The following is a 17,227-nucleotide window of genomic DNA, read 5'->3' on the forward strand; positions in this document are numbered from 1 at the left end:
GGGGAAATGGCCGAGCAGCTGCAGGCTGACGTCGTGGTGGTTGGCGCAGGCCCGGTCGGGCTGACCTTGGCAATGGATCTGGCCTGGCGCGGCGTCGACGTCATCCTGCTGGAATCCCGCGCGCGGGGCGAGCCGCCCAGCGTCAAGTCGAATCACGTCTCGGCGCGCTCGATGGAAATCTTCCGCCGGCTCGGCGTCGCGCAAAAGGTGCGCGACGCCGGATTGCCGGCGGATTATCCCAACGACGTGGTCTTTCGAACTGCGTTTCTCGGCCGCGAAATCACGCGGATCAAAATTCCGTGCCGTTCCGAGCGCTATACGGCCAAGGATGGCCCAGATACCTGGTGGCCGACGCCGGAGCCGCCGCACCGGATCAATCAGATCTATCTCGAGCCGGTGTTGTTCGCTCATCTGTCGGCGATGCCGAGCGCGCGCATTTTCAACGGCACGACACTGGTCGATTTTGCGCAAGGCGCCGAACGAGTTACGGCCTTCGCCACCGCGAACGGCAAGGAGATCGATATTTCCTGTAAATTTTTGATCGGCTGCGATGGCGGCCGCTCGCTGGTGCGCAAGAAAATCGGCGCGACACTGAGCGGCGACGTCGCCTTGCAGTATGTGCAGTCGAGTTACATTCGCGCGCCGAAGTTGCTCGGATTGCTGCTGGAACAAGGTGGCACTCCGGCATGGGCATCTTTTGCACTGAATGCGCGGCAATCCGGCAACGTTTACGCGATCGACGGCAAGCAGAACTGGCTGGTTCATGTTTATCTCAAGCCGGGAGTAACGGACTTTGAAGCCGTCGACCGCGACGCCGCGATCCGCACCGTGCTCGGCGTCGACCAGGATTTCGAATACGAACTGATCAGCAAGGAAGACTGGGTCGGGCGCCGCCTGATCGCCGACAAGGTGCGCGACGACAAGGTCTTCATCTGCGGCGATGCCTGTCATCTCTGGGTGCCCTATGCCGGCTACGGCATGAATGCCGGCATTGCCGACGCCGCTAACCTGGCGTGGCTCCTGGCGGCGCGGCTCGAAGGCTGGGGCGCTGAGGGAATGTTGGCAGCCTATGCCGCCGAGCGCCTGCCGATCACCGATCAGGTTTCGCATTTCGCGATGGACCATGCGCATGCAATGACCACGGCGCGACAATCCGTAAGCGACGAAATCGAGGCAGAGGGACCGGAGGCCGACGCCTATCGCGCCGCGCTTGGCAAGGCGACTTATGACCTCAATGTGCAGCAGTATTGCTGCGCGGGATTGAACTTCGGCTATTTCTATCAAGGCTCGCCGATCATTGTGTATGATGGTGAACCTGCGCCCCCTTATACGATGGGAGAGTTCACGCCATCGACAATTCCGGGCGCCCGCCTACCCCACGTCTGGCTCGCAGATCGACGTTCGATTTATGACGCGATGGGACCGCACTACACGCTGCTGCGACTGGACCCGGACATAGACGTATCCAGCCTGACAAATGCCGCAGTGGCTGCCTGCGTCCCGTTGACGGTACTTGATCTATCCAGCCCTGAAGCGGCGGAGTTGTTTCCGTACGACCTCATATTGGTCCGACCAGACCAGCATGTCGCTTGGCGGGGAAATGGCACCTCAGCCGATCCCGGTCGACTCGTGGATATCGTCCGTGGCGCGGGATCCGCAAAGTAGATTGGCTAACCCGCATTGCTGGAGTCATAAGGCGACCTTATCAATTCATGAGTATTTTGTGGCTAACCCGAAGCGTCAGGACTCTGCAAGATGATCTGAGGCGTGTGTATCAACCCACAGCGGAACGCGAACGATCATGAGAAAATTGCTGTTGGCGCTCGTTCTATTGACGATCCTGCCAGCTCACCTTCCTCGTGACCAAGGCGACCAGGGTTGGAGCATCAAGCATTTCCACTCGTCCTGGCTGCCGGCACAATGACGATCGGCAATTGCTACCAGTGCACCGACAATACCGGCCGGCATCCCTAGAAATCCAAATCTGTTGGCTGGCGCGAGCCTCACAAGAAACACCAGGAGGGATCATGAGAAGCGCTTCGAGAGCCGTGATAGCAATCGTGCTCGCATGCCAGTGGACAGCGGTTGGGAGTGGTACGGCTGCGGGCGCCTACCCCGAACGTGCGATCCGCCTCGTCGTTGGGTTTCCCGCCGGCGGCAGTTCCGATGCAATCGCACGCATCGTACGGCCGACCGCCGAAAAGCAATTGGGGCATACGTTGGTCATTGAAAATCGCCCGGATCGACCGCGGTGTGACGGCGGATACACACAGGGAAACCAGGCCCGCAGGATGGCCGACAACTGAGGCGGCCCAACTCCAACGAATCCAGCACTCGCCGATGCAGCTCGACCGGATCACGTTCGCCACCCTTGGCGAACTCATGATCCATTGGGCAACGAGGATGGTAAGTGGGTCGGTGCGCACCGTAAGCTTGATTTCCGTCAGGAATGACTTCAAAGGACTTGCCAAGCATTTCCACGCCTTTGGGAAGACGCATCGAACATCCGGTAAATAGTATCGTGCACCTCCGCGCGGGTCGGGCGGGAGCACAACACTCTCTCACCGATAGAAGCCAAGGGCGGGGCGGCGATGGCTTCAGTAGATTCCCGTAATGTTCGAGAGTAGAGGAAAATCGAATCGGACTCCTCCGCCGACTACTTTAAGTTAGCCAGCTTCTCTCTGTTCTCAATCGCCCGTTCGACGCTCGCGAACATTCCCAATACACATCTTCGGGCGGCCTCGTGGTACTCGCCCTCGCTGCGGACTACGCTCTTGGCGATCTCAATCCTAGTTTCTTTAGTTTTGAAAATCTTTGGCAGCCGAGCGAAAACTGTATCAACTGCAGCCTGCATTTCGTTCGCTTTCTTACTATCGAGCAACATGCGCCATCTCCTTGCCTGCATTGCCTGCTTACAAACGAAGAGGGGGTTTGAGATCTTTACCCACTGCCAATATATCGGTGCCCCTGAACCCTCGATGAACGCCCTCGAATTCGAAACCACAAAAAGCTGATCGTTCTGTCGGGTCCACGACAGAGGGAGAGCCCGCGAGCATCTCGCCGAACGTTAATTTTTGAGGGGAGGTCCATCATGCCCGTCAAGCAGAACCCATCGACCAGCATGGCGGCTGATTCGGGACGGTCTCGCTCAGATCGCGATCCGAATCGTGACGAGCCGCCGGCCGCCGGGCACAGGGATGGCCTCCCAATGCGCAGGGACCAAGACACGACGCAACTCCGCAACCAACACAGCCGCTATCCTCGACGAGGCTTACCTCGATGCCACCGAGAACATCCAGGGTATCTCGATCGCAACGGAAATCGCGACTTGACCAGAGTGAAAATCCTGAGCGAGACCGGCCTGACCACCTACGCCGGCATCTCCTACAACAAATTTCTGGCAAAGCTCGCCTCTGACCACCGAAAGCCAAATGGGCAGTTACGTTATCACGCGAAAGATGCGTCCAGCATTCGTTCAATCCCCCTCGGCAAATTCCATGGGTTCGGCCCGGCGGCAAGCGTGAAGATGAACGGTCTCAGCATCTTCACGGGGATGGATATGTGCAACCAGACGCTCGGGTTCCTGAACGCACGCTTCGGCAAGGCCGGTAGCTACTATTACTGGATCTCGCGCGCCATCGGCGAACGCCCAATTAGAGCTAACCGGATTCGGAAGTTCGTCGGCGCCGAAAACCCGTTCTCGCAGGGTTTAGCGGACTACGACGCGCTAGCGGCGGAGCTGCAGCCGCTGGTCGACAAGGTTTGGGGCCATTGTGAAGCTACCGGCGCGCGGGGCCGGACGGCAACCCCCAAAGTAAAGTTTCCGATTTCGAATTGATCACCCGCAGCAGGTCAGTCCCGTCATCGACGCTGAGCTTGGCCCTCGACCTGCTGAGGCATCTGATGCCCCCAAAGAAGACAATATGAACGCTCGGAACCTCCGTTTCCGGATTCAACAGGCCCGAACCTGAAGACGAGGATCAGTTGCCTCTCCACGTTAGATGAATAGCAGTCGCCGCGATTACTCGTCCAGAAGGTCGAGGAACTCTTCGACCTTCCTAAGCGGTCCCTCGCGTCCGTTGCTGATGTACACAACCCGATCGCCATCGCGTTGCAGTGATCGCGCCCTGGATTTCCGAAGTCGTCCCGGCAGGAATGTCGCGGCTACGGCATCCGGGCCGACATCAAGTCTTATGATTCCTCTTCGCCTGCAGTCGATCCTGAGCCTTGCTGCGGTAAAGAAATCGCGGGCCGCCGGAGGCAATCTGCCGAAGCGACGGGAAGTCTCCTCCTCGAGATCGTCCAACTCATCTTCGCTTCGGCATCTGGCGACGCGGCCGTAGATTTCCAGCCGAACCGCCTCCGATTGCACGTAGCCTGCGGGCAACATGTCTCCTACGGGCAGATTCAGGTCAGGCACCCACAGGTCGGCTGTTCTGTCGTCGGCTTTCTCCGAGGCCAATTTCAGAAGGTGGCTGTAGAGCACGGGTCCGAACACCTGCACGTGGCCCGACTGTCGCTCTGAAAGCACGTCCCCCGCTCCCCTGAGGTCCAGATCCCGCGCACTGATCGCGAAACCCGCGCCCGGTCTGCTGAACTCCTCCAGAACGGCCAACCGCTTCTCAGATCGCTCCGAGCCCGAATCGGTCAGCAAATGCGCAAACGCCCGTATCCCGCTGCGGCCCACCCTTCCTCTGAGCTGATGAAGTTGCGCGAGACCGAACTTTTCGGGCCAACAGACCACGATCGTGTTTGCACGTGGGATATCGAGACCGCTCTCTACGATGTTGGTCGCCAGCAGCACGTCCGCCGCGCCTTCGACGAAGCTCATCATTCGGTCATCTATGTCGTCGGCGGGCAACTTGCCATGCAGACAGACGATGCGGAGATCCGGGGCCACCGATTGAACGCGCGCCAGCATCGGATCGAGATCCTGAATTCGCGGACAGATCAAGAAGCTTTGCCCGTGCCGCCTTTGCTCGCGCAGCAATGCGGAGGCAATAGCAGCATCCGAAAGAGGAGCAACCTTTGTGACGACCGGGAGTCGATGAATGGGCGGAGAGGCGATGACGCTAAGATCCCTGAAGCCAGCAAGACCGCCCGCGAGAGTCCGCGGAATCGGCGTGGCGCTCATCCAAAGGGCATGAATACTCCTGGCCAGCCCGGAAAGTCTCGCCTTCTCCGCCGCCCCAAAATGCTGTTCCTCATCGATGACGACAAGGCCGAGGCCGGCGAACTTCACGTCCTTCGAGGTGAGGGCCTGCGTTCCGACTACGACCTTCAATTTGCCACTCTTCAGCCCCTCCTTCACCTCTCTTGTAGCTGCGCCCGAACCGGTTCGCGACAAACTCCCCACTTCGATGCCAAACGGAGCGAAGCGTTTGCGGAAAGTCGCGACATGCTGTCTTGCCAGGACCGTCGTCGGCACCGCTATCGCCACCTGCTTCCCTGACAATACGACGGCAGCCGTGGCTCGCAACGCCACCTCGGTTTTGCCGAATCCGACGTCGCCGCAAATGATCCTGTCCATGGGGTGGCCCGACGCAAGATCATTCAAGACGTCCCGAATGGCTTTCGCTTGGTCGACTGTCGTGAAATACGGAAAGCGCGCGACGAACCTTTCATAGACGGGACCTGGAGGTACAAGTTTCGGCGCCCGCCGGCGGCGTCGCTGGCTGATGTGTTTCGCGAGTTGCTTGCCGGCGACTTGGATTTCGCGCTCCGCCTCGGTACGCCGGCTCCACCATGTACTTCCATCCGCTTTGTCGAGGGTCAGCTCGCCGCGCTCCGACGCGTATGGCCAGATCAAGGCGACGTCGGCGGGCGGAACGAGAACGGCATCGTCTCCCGCAAATACCAGCCGGATCATTTCGCGCGACGACCCGCCCCCCGTTGCCACGGTCTGCAAGCCGTCGAGCAAGGCCAGTCCCCGCTGCAGATGAACGACCGCGGCGCCCTGCTCCGGTACATCTGCGTGGTCGAAAGCCGCATTCCAGCTTCTAGCCAGGGGCTGCGGATGATGGGCCCTGCTGCCGAGCACATCGGAAGCCGTTACGACGACAAGAGATTTCCGGCCAGGTACGACAAACCCTCTATCAAAATCGGCCAGCAGCGCCGCCTCACGGTGGCGTCCGGCCGTCGCCTCGTTCCAATCCGCAAAGTGCTCTGCCTTGACTCCGCTCATCCGTTCCAGCACGCGCAGGTCGTCCTCATGCGCTGCGACGAAAACCAGGCGCGAACCGGCGCGCCGCGTATCGTCGACGAACGCACGAAGCGCCTTCCTGGGCGATGCAACCTGCGAAAAGTCCGGTGCGGGAGCGAAACGTGCCTTTTGCGACAGCACGTTCATACGCCTGGTCGCCTGCTTCCATTCGCGCCTCCCGAGGTATTCTCGGTCTCTGTCCGTGCGACCCGCCGCCTCCTCGATCGTGCTAAGCCAGCTATCAGCGTGCGCTGAAACGCCGGCATCCGCGACCCACTTGGCTCGACCACAATAGTCGAATAGGGTCGAGCGCTTTCCGCGCATGTTCCCGAAGGCCAGCCGCTCCGACATCGGGTCGATGAGAAGCTCTTTCGTCTCAAAAACGATGTCATGTTCTATCGGATCGAACGCCACGATCCGACGTATCAGCCCGCCGGAATGCTCTACTCTGAACGGACCGAGCGCGCCGGCGGGAAAAATCTCGAATGTCTTCCCGTGAAACAGCGCGCCGCCGGGATAGTCCGCCTCTTCGTCAAGGTCGTATCCGAGGGTCTCAAGCCGCGGCCGGAGATCTTGTTCAGAAAACGCGGCGCCGACTTTCAACCGAAGGATTACGCGAGACCAACTCGCCACAGTGGGAAGGCGCTCCATCACGGCCTCTGCCGTGGACACGAGCAGAACCGGCTTCTCAGGCTTGGCAAGGCGCCGCAAGACCGAACTTCGTCTGCCCGCGATTTCGTGCGACGGCTCCAGCTGATCGAACGGCAGCGTATTGAGTCTTGGAAAAACAAGCACATCGCACGAAGCATCGATGGCATGAATGATGGCACCCAGCCGCTCGGCTCTATTCCCGTGTTCAGCAAGAAAGACGACGCCATTGCGGCCAGACTTCCTCCACTGTACGAGCAGATGGAGGGCCATCATGCCTAGGGGCGATGAAGAAGAGATTGCAGCCCGCGATGAAGAATTCTTTCGCTTCGTTGCCCTGCTGGCAACGTGCGCTTTTTTAGAACGGCCCACGTTGATCCCGTCGTTGATCGCGACCATCTCACGCTGATGGCGAGTGTTGCTTCGAAGAGGCCGGCTCTGATGTGCGAGCTACGCCTAGGATTGCATACATATGCGAGTTTGATCGCGGACGCACGCTTCCAGTCCAATCATCCCGTGAAACATCGCTTGGGAGCGGAGGCCTCTCGATCGTCCCCCTTCTCCGCCCGACAGATCACGGTTCTCAGCATTAGTGCGTTTCGGTTCGCCTTTCCGATCCTGATGCTCCGTTGCAGATCGAAATGAGATTCGGCAAGGACGCGCGCGGAAATTGACCGACTGCTCTTCGCCGTTGTTGGCTATGAGCGTTTCCCGGTCAAATTTCGTGCACCAGGCAAGTCCACCACGAGGGTATCAAATTCATTTTGCAAGGGAGCGCTGATTATTGGCTGATCTGGCAACTTCTTCGCTGGCTCGTACCACGGTCGACCTACGACCGGCACTCAGAGCAATTTGACAGGTATGAGGCTATTCTCGACTACGGCTGCGCGGCGCTAGTGGCGAGATTCCTTGGAACCTAAAATCGTTTGAAATCAATGGGCAGGTCCAAGTTAGCCAAGAGATTTCGATTTGAAATTGCGCCTCAAGCTGCACATTTCTCTCTACGGGGAGATTGCATGGCGCGCGCAGCTTGGCTTTTACGGACCTCGTCATGAAGCTTATTGCGCATCGTGGATGGTCCGCGGGTCGGGGTGAAAACTCGCTCGCCGCGTTCGCACGTGCCGCCCGTGACGGCAGAATATCTGGTGTCGAATTCGACGTCTGCCTTGCAGCGGATTCCGACACATTGGTGGTGTCACACGACCCGCCGCGTCATGTCGAGAATGCGCTTACCCTCGATGCGGCACTATCGCTTCTTTCGCCGACTGACCTTGAACTGTTTGTGGAGGTGAAGGAGACGGAACTTGTCTCAAGAGTCATCGAGAGGCTGGTTGCCAGCAACGTGGCCCGTCGCTCGGTCGTATTTGCCTTTGCTGCCGTCGCAAGATCCTTTCCGTGGGAGGGTACGCGACCGGTGCGCCTGGGCATCATCGTCATGTACCCGTGGAACCTGAATTGTGCGGTGCGCAGGTATGCGCCGGATGTCCTCCTGCTCGGCTGGGACGCGCGCGCTTGGACGCGAGTCGCTTTTCGCGCCTGGTGGACCGTTTTCTCGCTTGAGCACCTTGCGCGACGCTACCACGTGCCGGTTGTGGTAGGAATCGTGCAACGCATGGACGACCTTCATTGGCTCTCGCGGCAGCGCCTCTACGGGGTGGTTGCCGACGTCGACCGCACTATCGGCCGCAGCGCCAGACCTGATTAGGCCGGCGCAAACCCGTTCGTCGCCCGTGAAGTATTCCAAAGCAGCTAACAGATCGGTCTGATCTGGCGTGGGGAAGTATTCGATTTTGCAGGAAAGCCGGGTGCGGAGCCCGGTTCTCCGGCAGGCATGACTCATGCGCGGGCCGCGCCCGGAAGCGTCCGGACGATTTCCTTGAATCGGTCCCATTCAGTCGCCGACCAGATTTCGGTCTGGGCATGGCCAAAAGTACGGATGAGCGTTGAAACCTTGGCTGCAGTTTCGATATCCCTTGCGACGAAGATATCGAGGTAATCGTACGGGCCGAGCACAGCATAGCTGCTGAGCCATTCAACCTCCGGGCATTGCTCGCGGACGCGTTTCATGGCGTCGCGTTCGAGGGCTTCCAGTCCTTTCGGCGAACGAACGGCATCCGGATTTAGGCGGGTGAGCATGATGAATGTCGGCATGGCACCATCTCCTTGGCAAGGACGAGACCGCCAGCTCAATCAATCCGCTGGTGCGCGCCTAGTTGCGGCAATCGATCGTAGGATTGGTACGAAACTGAACGCTCGGCGACCTCAGTCCGTTCGAAAATATGCGGCGCGCCACACAGGGGTCTCAACATCTGCTTGACGCTCGGCAGCCGCTCATGCGTTCCAATGACGAGATAGCCGTGCGGCGCAAGGCGATCCATGATGCGCCTCAGCACATGACGTTGCAACGGTTCCGCGAAGTAGGTGAACGCGATGTTGCGGCAAAGAACGAGATCAAACATCCATGCTGGTCCCCGTCTCCGCAAGTCCTGAGGCAGGAATTCAATCCCTTCCCGATGTTTCGGCTTGATGCAGTAGAGGAGCCCGACCCGGTCGAATGCCTGCTCAATCAACCGCGGCGGGAATTCGCCGAGGCTGGTTGGCTCAAAGCACCCTCGCCGCGCCCTTGCGAGAACGGTTTCATCGATATCGGTCGCCACGATTGACACCGACGCATCGGGAAACTCACGCGCTACATCGTAGCCCCAAATGACTTTCAACGTGTATGGCTCTTCGCCAGACGCGCAGCCGGCAGACCAGATGCGGACCATCCTTCCTTCGCGAACGGCGCGTGCCGCGATCTCAGGAAGCACGCGTTCGCGCAAGGTCTCGTACACGCTCCTGTCGCGATAGAAACGGGAAATGGTCACGACGCAGCAATTATCAAAGGCCATCCACTCGGCAGGATCGGCCTCGAGGCGGCGGCGGTAGGCCGCAAAATCGGCAAGTCCGAGTTCGCGGATTCGCCGGTTCAGGCGCTTGCAGACTTGGCGGCGCACCTTACGAAAACCGGGCCAGCGGAAATCGCGCTGCGCGAGCGCCCACTGAAGAAAACCGGTGCAATCTCGATCGTCCATGGAACTGCCGATCAAGCGTGGTCAAACTGCTTGGCGGACCGCTCGCCGGCGGCGAATACCCGTTGTTCCACTGGCAGCGGAGACATATCAAAAGTACCAGCAATAGCCGCGCCGGCAAACGCGATGATGCGGGTCCCGGAACGCCCAACAATGGCAGTATCAGTGATAGCCAGGCTCGTTAAGTCGAGCATCCAGACTAGGCGCTACTAGGCAAGGACGTCGTCGGCCCCGACTCGTCCTGGATGCCAATTCAGCCTAAGGACGCATGCGAATCCCTGCTGGGAGATCGCGGGTGTCTCTAATTGGCAAAGCAACGTTTCACCGTCGTAGTCGCCTCTCCCAACTCTGACAGCGGCGATACCGGCGAGCAGCTCTTTGTCAGCGAGCCCTTGAGCGGCCTCCTGGCGGCAATCTGGTGGGGCGCGCCCGGGCAAGATCACTTTGGCCTGGCTTATGATCGCGAGGTGCGAGCGCGCGCCTTCGAGTCCCTCTCAAGGCTGCGGACGATGCGATGCAGGTCGGTTCGTTGTTTAAGGATTGGCTTCAGCAGGTCGCCTCTGGTTTTCAGTCGTCTGAAGATGGTCTTGATGGTAAATCGCCGCGGATTCAGCCCCTTTCTTACTTCGCGCCAATCCAGGGGAGTTGAAACCGTCGCACCCGGCCAGGGTCGCAGCGAATATGGCGCCGCCGCAGTCTGGCCGATCGCATTCCGCATATAATCGAGGTAGACCTTTCCGCGCCGTTTTCCGATTCGATGTTGCGTCGTGGCCAGAGCGGGTATTTCGGCTTCGATTCGTTCAGCCAACAGCTTCGCGAAGTGACGGACTTGCGCAAAGGTATATTTCCCCGCCGAATGGGACCAATACATGGATCCCCTTCTTCCCGGAGGTCTTGCAGTAGCTTTTCACGCGCAACCCCTCCAGGACCTGGCGCGCCGTTTGTGCAACGGCGATAACGTCGTCGAAAACGTCACCTTTACTCGGATCGAGGTCGAGGATCATGAAATCCGGCTTGTCGGGACGCGCGATGCGCGAAGACCATGGATTGATTTCGATGCAGCCGAGGTTGGCGAGATAGAGAAGAGTGTCCTTGTTGTTGCAGACCACGTAGTCCACAGTCTTTCCAGCGCTTTTGGCGCGCAGCGAAACGCTCTTGACGAATCGAGGAAGTCGCTTGGGATCGACGTCTTTCTGAAAAAATGGTTGCCTTTGATGCCGTCAGGAAACCGATTGAGGGCTTCGGCCTGGTCTTTGACATAAGGCAGCAGGTAAGGCGCAATCTTCTCGCAATAAGCTATCACGTCGCCCTTGGAATACCGCTCCTTCGGCCAGAACACTTTGTCTAGATTGGTGAAATTTACGGTCATGCTCGCTCTCGCCTGACTTGCCGCGCGGGCTTGTCGGTGCGCAGGCCGAGGAACACGGGATGACGCATCTCGCCCTTGCGAGTCCATTCGGTGAACTTCACTTGGCACACGAGCCGCGGTTTGATCCACGTCGTCTGGTCTTCGTGCGGAACGTCTGTGAACGGCTGCTTGCCGGTCTTCAGCTTCACCATGCGGGCGTGCAGCGTCGCGAGCATTTCGGTCGAAAAGCCCCCGCCGCTGTGACCGGCATAAACCAGTTTGCCCTCCTCATAGAGGCCTAGCACCAGTGAGCCGAAATGCTTCCGGCTGCCGCGCGGTGCGGTAAAGCCGACGATGATGGCTTCCTGCTCGTGGCCGGTCTTTATCTTTAGCCATTCTCTCGTGCGCTTGCCGGAATAATACCGACCGGACACACGCTTGGCGATGACACCTTCCTCGCCCGCGCGTTTTGCCTTGTTGAATGCTGCTTGGCCGTGTTTCTTTCGATGGACGCTGAAACGGATCAATGGATGGCGGCCCAGAATAGCGTGCAGGCGCTGCTTGCGCTCGACCAGTGGTGCGCCGCGCAAATCATTGTCGTCGAGGAAGAGAAGATCGAAGACGTAATATCGGAGGCGCGCTTTGCCCTTCAGGGCGTTCTGCAACAGTTGAAACCGGGATTGGCCGTGCGCGTCGAGGGCCACCAGTTCGCCATCGATCACGGCGTTGCGCTTGATAATGTGGAGCGCTTCGGCGATCGCCGGCGTACCGTCTGGTCACGTCATTGCCATTGCGCGAATACAGGGAAGCGTCTCCGCCTCCGGTTTTTGCAACCAGTCGGAAGCCATCCCATTTCGTCTCGAAAACCCACTCCTTATCGTCGAACGGCGCGTCGATCAGGGTTGCAAGCATTGGCTTCAGGTCACTCTTTCGCATGCTTCTTGATCAGCAGCCATTGCTTCGGGCTTTTCAAGCGCACGAGCGAATACGTTTCCCTGAGCTTGCTCCCATTGAGAACGAAGCTCATGCGCCCTCGCCGCAACCCTGCCCGCATGGATCGCTCGCTCTCCGCAAGATTGTGAGCGCCTTCAGCCGCGTAGGTTCCTGCGTCCCATTTTTCCGCGGTCCCGGCACCGTACTCGACCTCGGGTATCGCTCCCTCGAAATCCTTGTACGCGTAGGGATGATCCTCAACCTGCACGGCGAGGCGCTTGTTCGCAGACCTTCTGGGCGGGCCTTTGGGGACGGCCCAGCTCTTGAGCACGCGGTCCAGCTCCAACCGAAAATCATGATGCACGTGCGAGGCGCGATGCTTTTGGACGACAAAAATCAGCCCCCTCGCTCTGCGATGCGCATTCGCACGCGGCTCTGGCGTCTTCCGAAAATTACGCTTCCTGCGATAGGCGGTCAGCGCCATCATGATTCGCGGCTTTCGTTCCGGGAAAACGCCGCTTGGCGACCACTGGTTCCGAAAAATGGGCAGTAATGCTGCCAGTCCTCCTGCGCTACGCTCGGCCAAGCTGCTACGCGTAGGTCAACAATCCGAGCACAAGTGTGCAAGTGCAACACGCGCAGGTCAATTCGGGGACGGCCCTGCATGCCACCCATTTCTGCGATTCACATAAATAGGGCCCGGGATCTCCCCACGGCCGGCTGTGGAACGGCAAAATATCGTGCACGACTCATGGAGCAAGGTTTTGAATGCGGCCCCAAGTGCTTTTGGTGCCCCAAATGCCGGACCGCAGCGCCTCGAGCTGTATGATCTGGCTGTGATCGACGAATAGATTGACCTCGTTGCCATAGTTCTTGATGTACCACTCGAATACTGCGGGATCGGCACCTTCGAACATGACCTTTTCGAGCCCAAGCTGATTGATGATACGGGCAACCACATCAGTGCGCCATTTGCTCACATTTTCGGTGATACCTTCGCTTTCGATCATGATGATGTCGGCGCCGGCATCGAGCGCGCGCTCGGCCTGTGCGATCAGCCAGCCGACATCCTTGGTACCCTCGGCCGCGAGTTCTTCGGTCGCGGTGCTACCGCCAGCGCCGAACTGAATGCCGAGTTCGGGCTTGGCCTTCAGCCCGGCGCGTTTCACGTTCTGAATCAGGCGAAGCAGGCTATCCGTTGGCAAGCTGATGAAGCCGGTGGAAATTTCGATCACATCGAAGCCGAGCGCTTTGGCTTCCTCAATGTAGCGATCAACCGCTTCCGGACCAAAACGCAGCACGTTTTCGATCCAGCCGCCGGTCGACACGTAAACATCATGATCGTGTGCCAGCTTGTTTATGCTCGTCACCGCGCCCGCGGGCATCAGCGCGAACGACCCGCCCGCATACTTGATCCCATCGATCCAGGCACCGACCGTCTCCAGGACGTCGGCGAGATGACGCGGACCATAAGCGCTGTAGTATGGTCCTCGAATTTCGGTAAGGCCGGTCTTGCGCGGCTTTGCCGAGCGCGCCGCCCGGGGAATGAAAGAAAATGTGGTATCGGTCATCGGTCTCGTCCTTCTAACGCGCGCAGAACATCATGTGACAGCGGCATGCCAGCGAATAGCGCCGAGCAACTTCGTCAAGTCGGCGATCGGGCGCTCGTCGAGCGTGGCGATCACGTCGGCTATCGCCGCGCGCTCCGCTGCGGTGGTCAGGGTGCGGCTCACGCGATCGAACTTGGCTTGCGCGGCCGTCCAATCGAAGGGGCTGGTGTGAAAGCCGTGATAGGCTTGCCGCTGCACGGAACAGACGGTGCCATCCTCCAGCTCCACTTCGAGCTCGGCTGGCAGGCGCTGTGGGAATAGCCCCGTTAGCGATGCTTCCGGCGTGATGGTTACCTTGCGCAGCATCTGCTGGACATCGGTGGCGGCTATGCGATCGGGCGCGTACTGCTCGGGCTGCACCTGGCCGTCAATAAGGGCAACCGCCAGCATATAAGGAAGGCTGTGATCGGCCTCCTCCTTTGTTCGCACAATTCGTTTATCGCCTTCCTCTCCACCACCGATGATCCGATGGGCCACCGCAAAGGTCTTGAGCCGTACGGCCCGCACCGCGCCGGCTGCAAAGTGCGGATCGGAACGAATATCGAGGGCAGCATCGATGGCAGACTGCGCATGGATCTCGGCATTGTGCTTTTTCAGTATGGTGCGGCGCACGCGCTCCATGTCTTCCTTCGACCAGTCGATCTCGAATGGTCCAGCGATCGTGTCCATGAATCCCTTATTGCCCTCGAAAACCGCTTCCGGCCCGGTAATGCCGTGTGCCGCAAGCAGCGTCGCGTATGTCGCCGCCATGGCCGTATTCGGATAGGCGAGGCCCTTCCAGTGCGACAGCGCGCCGGTGCGGGTAACGCGCAGCGCGTTGTTCGCAGTGCCACTGATGGCGATTGCGTTGGCAATCTGATCGCGCGAGAGAGCGAGCGCCTTGGCAGCTCCGGCAGCCGCCGCGTAGGCGCCCTGGGTTGTGTGATCGAACCCCTTGTCTCGCACCGGAGCAACATCGCTCAAACGGGTATGGATCTGATATGCGACTGCGAGCGCGGTCAAGAAGTCCGCACCGCTTGCCTGCTGCATCTCGGCTGACGCCAGAACCGCGCCGAGATTGTCGGACGGATGACATGTCTCGCCTTCAGCGAGATAGCTATCCATGAAATCGAGATACCGGCTGAGCGCGCCATTGAAGAAGGCCGCCCGGTCCGGAGCGGTGCTGCCGCCGCCGATGAGGGTCGATAGAGGGCGGCCACCGAGTTCGTCTGTAAGCTTGCGGATGGCGCCGATGGGGCCAGCGTCAAGTGCGCCCAGCGCGACGCCAATGCTGTCCAGCACGCGGATTTTCAGCTGCTCCACAGCCGCAATACTGAGGTCGGCAAAACGCGCCCGCTCAACAAAGCCGGCCAATATCTGCACCTGGGTCATAGCCCGGCTCCTTGGTTCAAAGGTGGTGTGCAAGGATCGAATGATCAAATGACACTTGCTCGACAAGGGCCTCATCGCGCTGAGCCCGGAAGGCCTCTCGGTCGGGTTCCATCGCAGCATTGATCGCGGCCGCCAGGGCGATGGCCACGGCTGGCCGATATTGCGCTGCGCTGCTTCCTCATCCTCCTCGCAGTCCCGCAACCGCTATGTTGAAGGCGAAGTTCCAAACGACGACGGAACCGTTCTATTGGCGACGAGTTGCCCGTAAAAGAGCGTGCCAGGAGAGCAACGATGCAGGAAATTTCTCGTGAGCAGGTACGGTCGCTGATGCGGCGACATGCCAGCATCGTCGAAGTGCTTCCGGAGCCGAATTTTCGAAAAGGGCATCTGCCCGGAGCAATCAACGTTCCCTTCGATGAAGCATTCGACGAGCACATCCAGAATGCAATTCCCGACAAGAATGTCCCGGTGGTTGTCTATTGCGCTGATGGCGAGTGTCAGCTGTCGCCTCAGGCTGCTGAACATTTGGATCGGCTGGGTTACACCAAAGTATTCGACTACAAGGCCGGCAAAGCCGACTGGCAGAAAGCGAGCCTGCGAACCGAAGCCGGCTGAGCAAGGTACCTTTTGGCTTGGCGAGTGCCGGAACCGATGGCCAAGACAAGTGCCGCAAACAAACTTCTCGATCACCGTCGTGTCGCGCCTGAAGGTCTGTTCCGGCGACCGCGGCTATACTTGGTTGGTGAAGCGCCAGGCGGCGAGGAAGCCGCGCAGGGCAGGCCTTTCGTCGGGCCGGCCGGTAACGCATTGCGCAAGATGTTGGAGGAGAGTGGGATCGACCCTGGCCAGCTCCGTTTGGCAAATGTCATTCCATTTCGGCCCATCGAACATTCCGAAGACCGCAAGCCACGCAATCGCAGCCCAACGACTGATGAAATCCAGTGCTATGGTGCAGCGGTGCTAACTGACATCCGACGTTCCAAGCCGAGCGTGATCGTTGCCCTTGGCAGCACGGCGGCCCGCCTATTCGGCGAGTCGCAGTCGATTCAAACGGCCCGCAAGGCAAAGCGCCAATTTGAAGGCCATCCGCTGCAGATCACTTTCCACCCGGCCTACGTCCGCCGCTTCGGCGGGAGAAACGGCGACGCTTGGCGTCAGACGGTCGCCGACTTACGGCGAGCCTGGAAAGAATCGGGGTTGTCTAGATTCAAGTAGCGCTTGAAGCTCTCGACGAGGCGCTGATGGTCCAATTCACACTTCCCAATAACTCGAAGATCGGCGCAGGTAAGACGTGGGCTCGGCCGGCGGGCGCACGGGATCCACGCGAGTACCGCGTCTATCGTTGGAATCCCGACGATGGGAAGAACCCACGCATGGACACCTACTTCGTCGATCTCGACGATTGCGGGCCGATGGTGCTCGACGCGCTGATCTGGATCAAGAACGTCATCGATCCGACCCTCACCTTCCGCCGCTCCTGCGGCGAGGGAATCTGCGGCTCGTGCTCGATGAACATCGACGGCACCAATACGCTCGCCTGCACCATGGCGACGGATGCAATCAAGGGCGTGGTCCGGGTCTATCCGCTGCCGCATCTTCCGGTAATCAAGGATCTCGTTCCCGATCTTGGCAATTTCTACGCCCAGTACGCTTCGATTGAGCCGTGGCTCAAGACAGTCACGCCGACGCCGGAAAAAGAATGGAAACAATCGCCCAGCGACCGCGCCAAGCTCGACGGCCTCTACGAATGCATTCTCTGCGCTTGCTGCAGTACCGGGTGTCCCAGCTATTGGTGGACCAGCGAGCGCTTCCTCGGGCCAGCAGCCCTGCTGCAAGCGCACCGCTGGATCATGGACAGCCGCGACGAGGGAAGCGGCGAGCGGCTCGATAATCTTGAGGACCCGTTCCGCCTCTACCGCTGCCACACCATCATGAATTGCGCCAAGGTCTGCCCGAAAGATCTCAACCCCGCCAAGGCCATCGCGGAGATCAAAAAGATGCTCGTCGAGCGACAAGTGTGACCGCATTGCATGTCCGTTTCCGC

The 17,227-nt window shown here is 59.4% G+C and carries 14 protein-coding genes and 2 pseudogenes; 6 read left to right on the forward strand and 10 right to left on the reverse strand.

The genetic code is table 11. The features are described 5' to 3' along the window. Positions 1 to 6: 6 nt before the first annotated feature. Positions 7 to 1,665, forward strand: coding sequence for an FAD-dependent oxidoreductase (locus V1294_RS30685; RefSeq protein ID WP_334502445.1), 1,659 nt, complete (start codon positions 7 to 9; stop codon positions 1,663 to 1,665). A gap of 991 nt (positions 1,666 to 2,656) precedes the next feature. On the opposite strand, the gene V1294_RS30690 is transcribed toward V1294_RS30685, so the two are convergent. Beyond that, positions 2,657 to 2,884: a hypothetical protein gene (locus V1294_RS30690; protein ID WP_334478449.1), complete on the reverse strand. Its 228-nt coding sequence runs from the start codon at positions 2,882 to 2,884 to the stop codon at positions 2,657 to 2,659. Positions 2,885 to 3,328: 444 nt separating this feature from the next. On the opposite strand from V1294_RS30690, the gene V1294_RS30695 reads away from it, so the two are divergent. After that, complete coding sequence (locus V1294_RS30695; RefSeq protein ID WP_442895393.1) at positions 3,329 to 3,838, forward strand: hypothetical protein; 510 nt, start codon at positions 3,329 to 3,331, stop codon at positions 3,836 to 3,838. Positions 3,839 to 4,021: 183 nt separating this feature from the next. Here V1294_RS30695 and V1294_RS30700 read toward each other — a convergent pair whose 3' ends face one another. Continuing rightward, positions 4,022 to 7,126 (reverse strand): DEAD/DEAH box helicase, encoded by a 3,105-nt coding sequence (locus tag V1294_RS30700; RefSeq protein WP_334504873.1) that lies wholly within the window; start codon positions 7,124 to 7,126, stop codon positions 4,022 to 4,024. 775 nt (positions 7,127 to 7,901) lie between these two features. Between V1294_RS30700 and V1294_RS30705 the strand changes: the two genes are divergently transcribed. Further along, positions 7,902 to 8,555, forward strand: a complete 654-nt coding sequence (locus V1294_RS30705) for a glycerophosphodiester phosphodiesterase (RefSeq protein WP_334502446.1) — start codon at positions 7,902 to 7,904, stop codon at positions 8,553 to 8,555. A 131-nt stretch (positions 8,556 to 8,686) separates the two neighbouring features. On the opposite strand, the gene V1294_RS30710 is transcribed toward V1294_RS30705, so the two are convergent. The 8 genes and pseudogenes from V1294_RS30710 to V1294_RS30740 all read right to left on the reverse strand — a co-directional run bounded on the left by V1294_RS30710 (position 8,687) and on the right by V1294_RS30740 (position 15,183). Beyond that, positions 8,687 to 9,001: a GYD domain-containing protein gene (locus V1294_RS30710; RefSeq protein ID WP_334419665.1), complete on the reverse strand. Its 315-nt coding sequence runs from the start codon at positions 8,999 to 9,001 to the stop codon at positions 8,687 to 8,689. Positions 9,002 to 9,036: 35 nt separating this feature from the next. Next, positions 9,037 to 9,924: a CheR family methyltransferase gene (locus V1294_RS30715; protein WP_334502447.1), complete on the reverse strand. Its 888-nt coding sequence runs from the start codon at positions 9,922 to 9,924 to the stop codon at positions 9,037 to 9,039. A 451-nt stretch (positions 9,925 to 10,375) separates the two neighbouring features. Next, positions 10,376 to 10,792, reverse strand: a complete 417-nt coding sequence (ligD, locus tag V1294_RS38120) for a non-homologous end-joining DNA ligase LigD (RefSeq protein WP_417021110.1) — start codon at positions 10,790 to 10,792, stop codon at positions 10,376 to 10,378. Beyond that, positions 10,722 to 11,377 (reverse strand): annotated as a pseudogene (gene ligD, locus V1294_RS38125) (non-homologous end-joining DNA ligase LigD). Before ligD (V1294_RS38125) ends, ligD (V1294_RS38120) begins: the two are co-directional and overlap by 71 nt. Then, positions 11,287 to 12,205 (reverse strand): annotated as a pseudogene (gene ligD / locus V1294_RS30725) (non-homologous end-joining DNA ligase). Before ligD (V1294_RS30725) ends, ligD (V1294_RS38125) begins: the two co-directional pseudogenes overlap by 91 nt. Continuing rightward, positions 12,192 to 12,689 carry a DNA polymerase ligase N-terminal domain-containing protein gene (locus V1294_RS30730; RefSeq protein WP_334502448.1) on the reverse strand — a complete coding sequence of 166 codons (498 nt, stop codon included), beginning with the start codon at positions 12,687 to 12,689 and terminating at the stop codon, positions 12,192 to 12,194. The pseudogene ligD (V1294_RS30725) and the gene V1294_RS30730 overlap by 14 nt, the downstream one beginning before the upstream one ends. Positions 12,690 to 12,951: 262 nt before the next feature. After that, positions 12,952 to 13,773 (reverse strand): phosphosulfolactate synthase, encoded by an 822-nt coding sequence (locus V1294_RS30735; protein ID WP_334502449.1) that lies wholly within the window; start codon positions 13,771 to 13,773, stop codon positions 12,952 to 12,954. Positions 13,774 to 13,803: 30 nt separating this feature from the next. Next, positions 13,804 to 15,183: an MmgE/PrpD family protein gene (locus V1294_RS30740; protein ID WP_334502450.1), complete on the reverse strand. Its 1,380-nt coding sequence runs from the start codon at positions 15,181 to 15,183 to the stop codon at positions 13,804 to 13,806. A gap of 291 nt (positions 15,184 to 15,474) precedes the next feature. Here V1294_RS30740 and V1294_RS30745 point away from each other — a divergent pair, with 291 nt between their 5' ends. The 3 genes from V1294_RS30745 to V1294_RS30755 are packed head-to-tail and all read left to right on the forward strand — an operon-like array spanning position 15,475 to position 17,204. After that, entirely contained in the window at positions 15,475 to 15,798 is a 324-nt protein-coding gene (locus tag V1294_RS30745) for a rhodanese-like domain-containing protein (protein WP_334419673.1), read from the forward strand. 36 nt (positions 15,799 to 15,834) lie between these two features. Continuing rightward, a complete protein-coding gene (locus tag V1294_RS30750) occupies positions 15,835 to 16,398 on the forward strand; it encodes a uracil-DNA glycosylase (RefSeq protein WP_334502451.1) in 564 nt (187 codons plus the stop codon). Between the two features lie 26 nt (positions 16,399 to 16,424). Then, a complete protein-coding gene (locus V1294_RS30755) occupies positions 16,425 to 17,204 on the forward strand; it encodes a succinate dehydrogenase iron-sulfur subunit (protein ID WP_334502452.1) in 780 nt (259 codons plus the stop codon). Positions 17,205 to 17,227: the final 23 nt, after the last annotated feature.

The sequence above is a fragment of the Bradyrhizobium sp. AZCC 1678 genome (assembly GCF_036924765.1).
Taxonomy (GTDB): domain Bacteria; phylum Pseudomonadota; class Alphaproteobacteria; order Rhizobiales; family Xanthobacteraceae; genus Bradyrhizobium; species Bradyrhizobium algeriense.

Excerpts from the sequence above, each read along its gene's own strand:
- V1294_RS30685 (WP_334502445.1), top strand. The coding sequence starts at position 7 with ATGGCCGAGCAGCTGCAGGCTGACGTCGTGGTGGTTGGCGCAGGCCCG.
- V1294_RS30690 (WP_334478449.1), bottom strand. The coding sequence starts at position 2,884 with ATGTTGCTCGATAGTAAGAAAGCGAACGAAATGCAGGCTGCAGTTGAT.
- V1294_RS30700 (WP_334504873.1), bottom strand. The coding sequence starts at position 7,126 with ATGATGGCCCTCCATCTGCTCGTACAGTGGAGGAAGTCTGGCCGCAAT.
- V1294_RS30705 (WP_334502446.1), top strand. The coding sequence starts at position 7,902 with ATGAAGCTTATTGCGCATCGTGGATGGTCCGCGGGTCGGGGTGAAAAC.
- V1294_RS30710 (WP_334419665.1), bottom strand. The coding sequence starts at position 9,001 with ATGCCGACATTCATCATGCTCACCCGCCTAAATCCGGATGCCGTTCGT.
- V1294_RS30715 (WP_334502447.1), bottom strand. The coding sequence starts at position 9,924 with ATGGACGATCGAGATTGCACCGGTTTTCTTCAGTGGGCGCTCGCGCAG.
- ligD (WP_417021110.1), bottom strand. The coding sequence starts at position 10,792 with ATGTATTGGTCCCATTCGGCGGGGAAATATACCTTTGCGCAAGTCCGT.
- V1294_RS30730 (WP_334502448.1), bottom strand. The coding sequence starts at position 12,689 with ATGATGGCGCTGACCGCCTATCGCAGGAAGCGTAATTTTCGGAAGACG.
- V1294_RS30735 (WP_334502449.1), bottom strand. The coding sequence starts at position 13,773 with ATGACCGATACCACATTTTCTTTCATTCCCCGGGCGGCGCGCTCGGCA.
- V1294_RS30740 (WP_334502450.1), bottom strand. The coding sequence starts at position 15,183 with ATGACCCAGGTGCAGATATTGGCCGGCTTTGTTGAGCGGGCGCGTTTT.
- V1294_RS30745 (WP_334419673.1), top strand. The coding sequence starts at position 15,475 with ATGCAGGAAATTTCTCGTGAGCAGGTACGGTCGCTGATGCGGCGACAT.
- V1294_RS30750 (WP_334502451.1), top strand. The coding sequence starts at position 15,835 with ATGGCCAAGACAAGTGCCGCAAACAAACTTCTCGATCACCGTCGTGTC.
- V1294_RS30755 (WP_334502452.1), top strand. The coding sequence starts at position 16,425 with ATGGTCCAATTCACACTTCCCAATAACTCGAAGATCGGCGCAGGTAAG.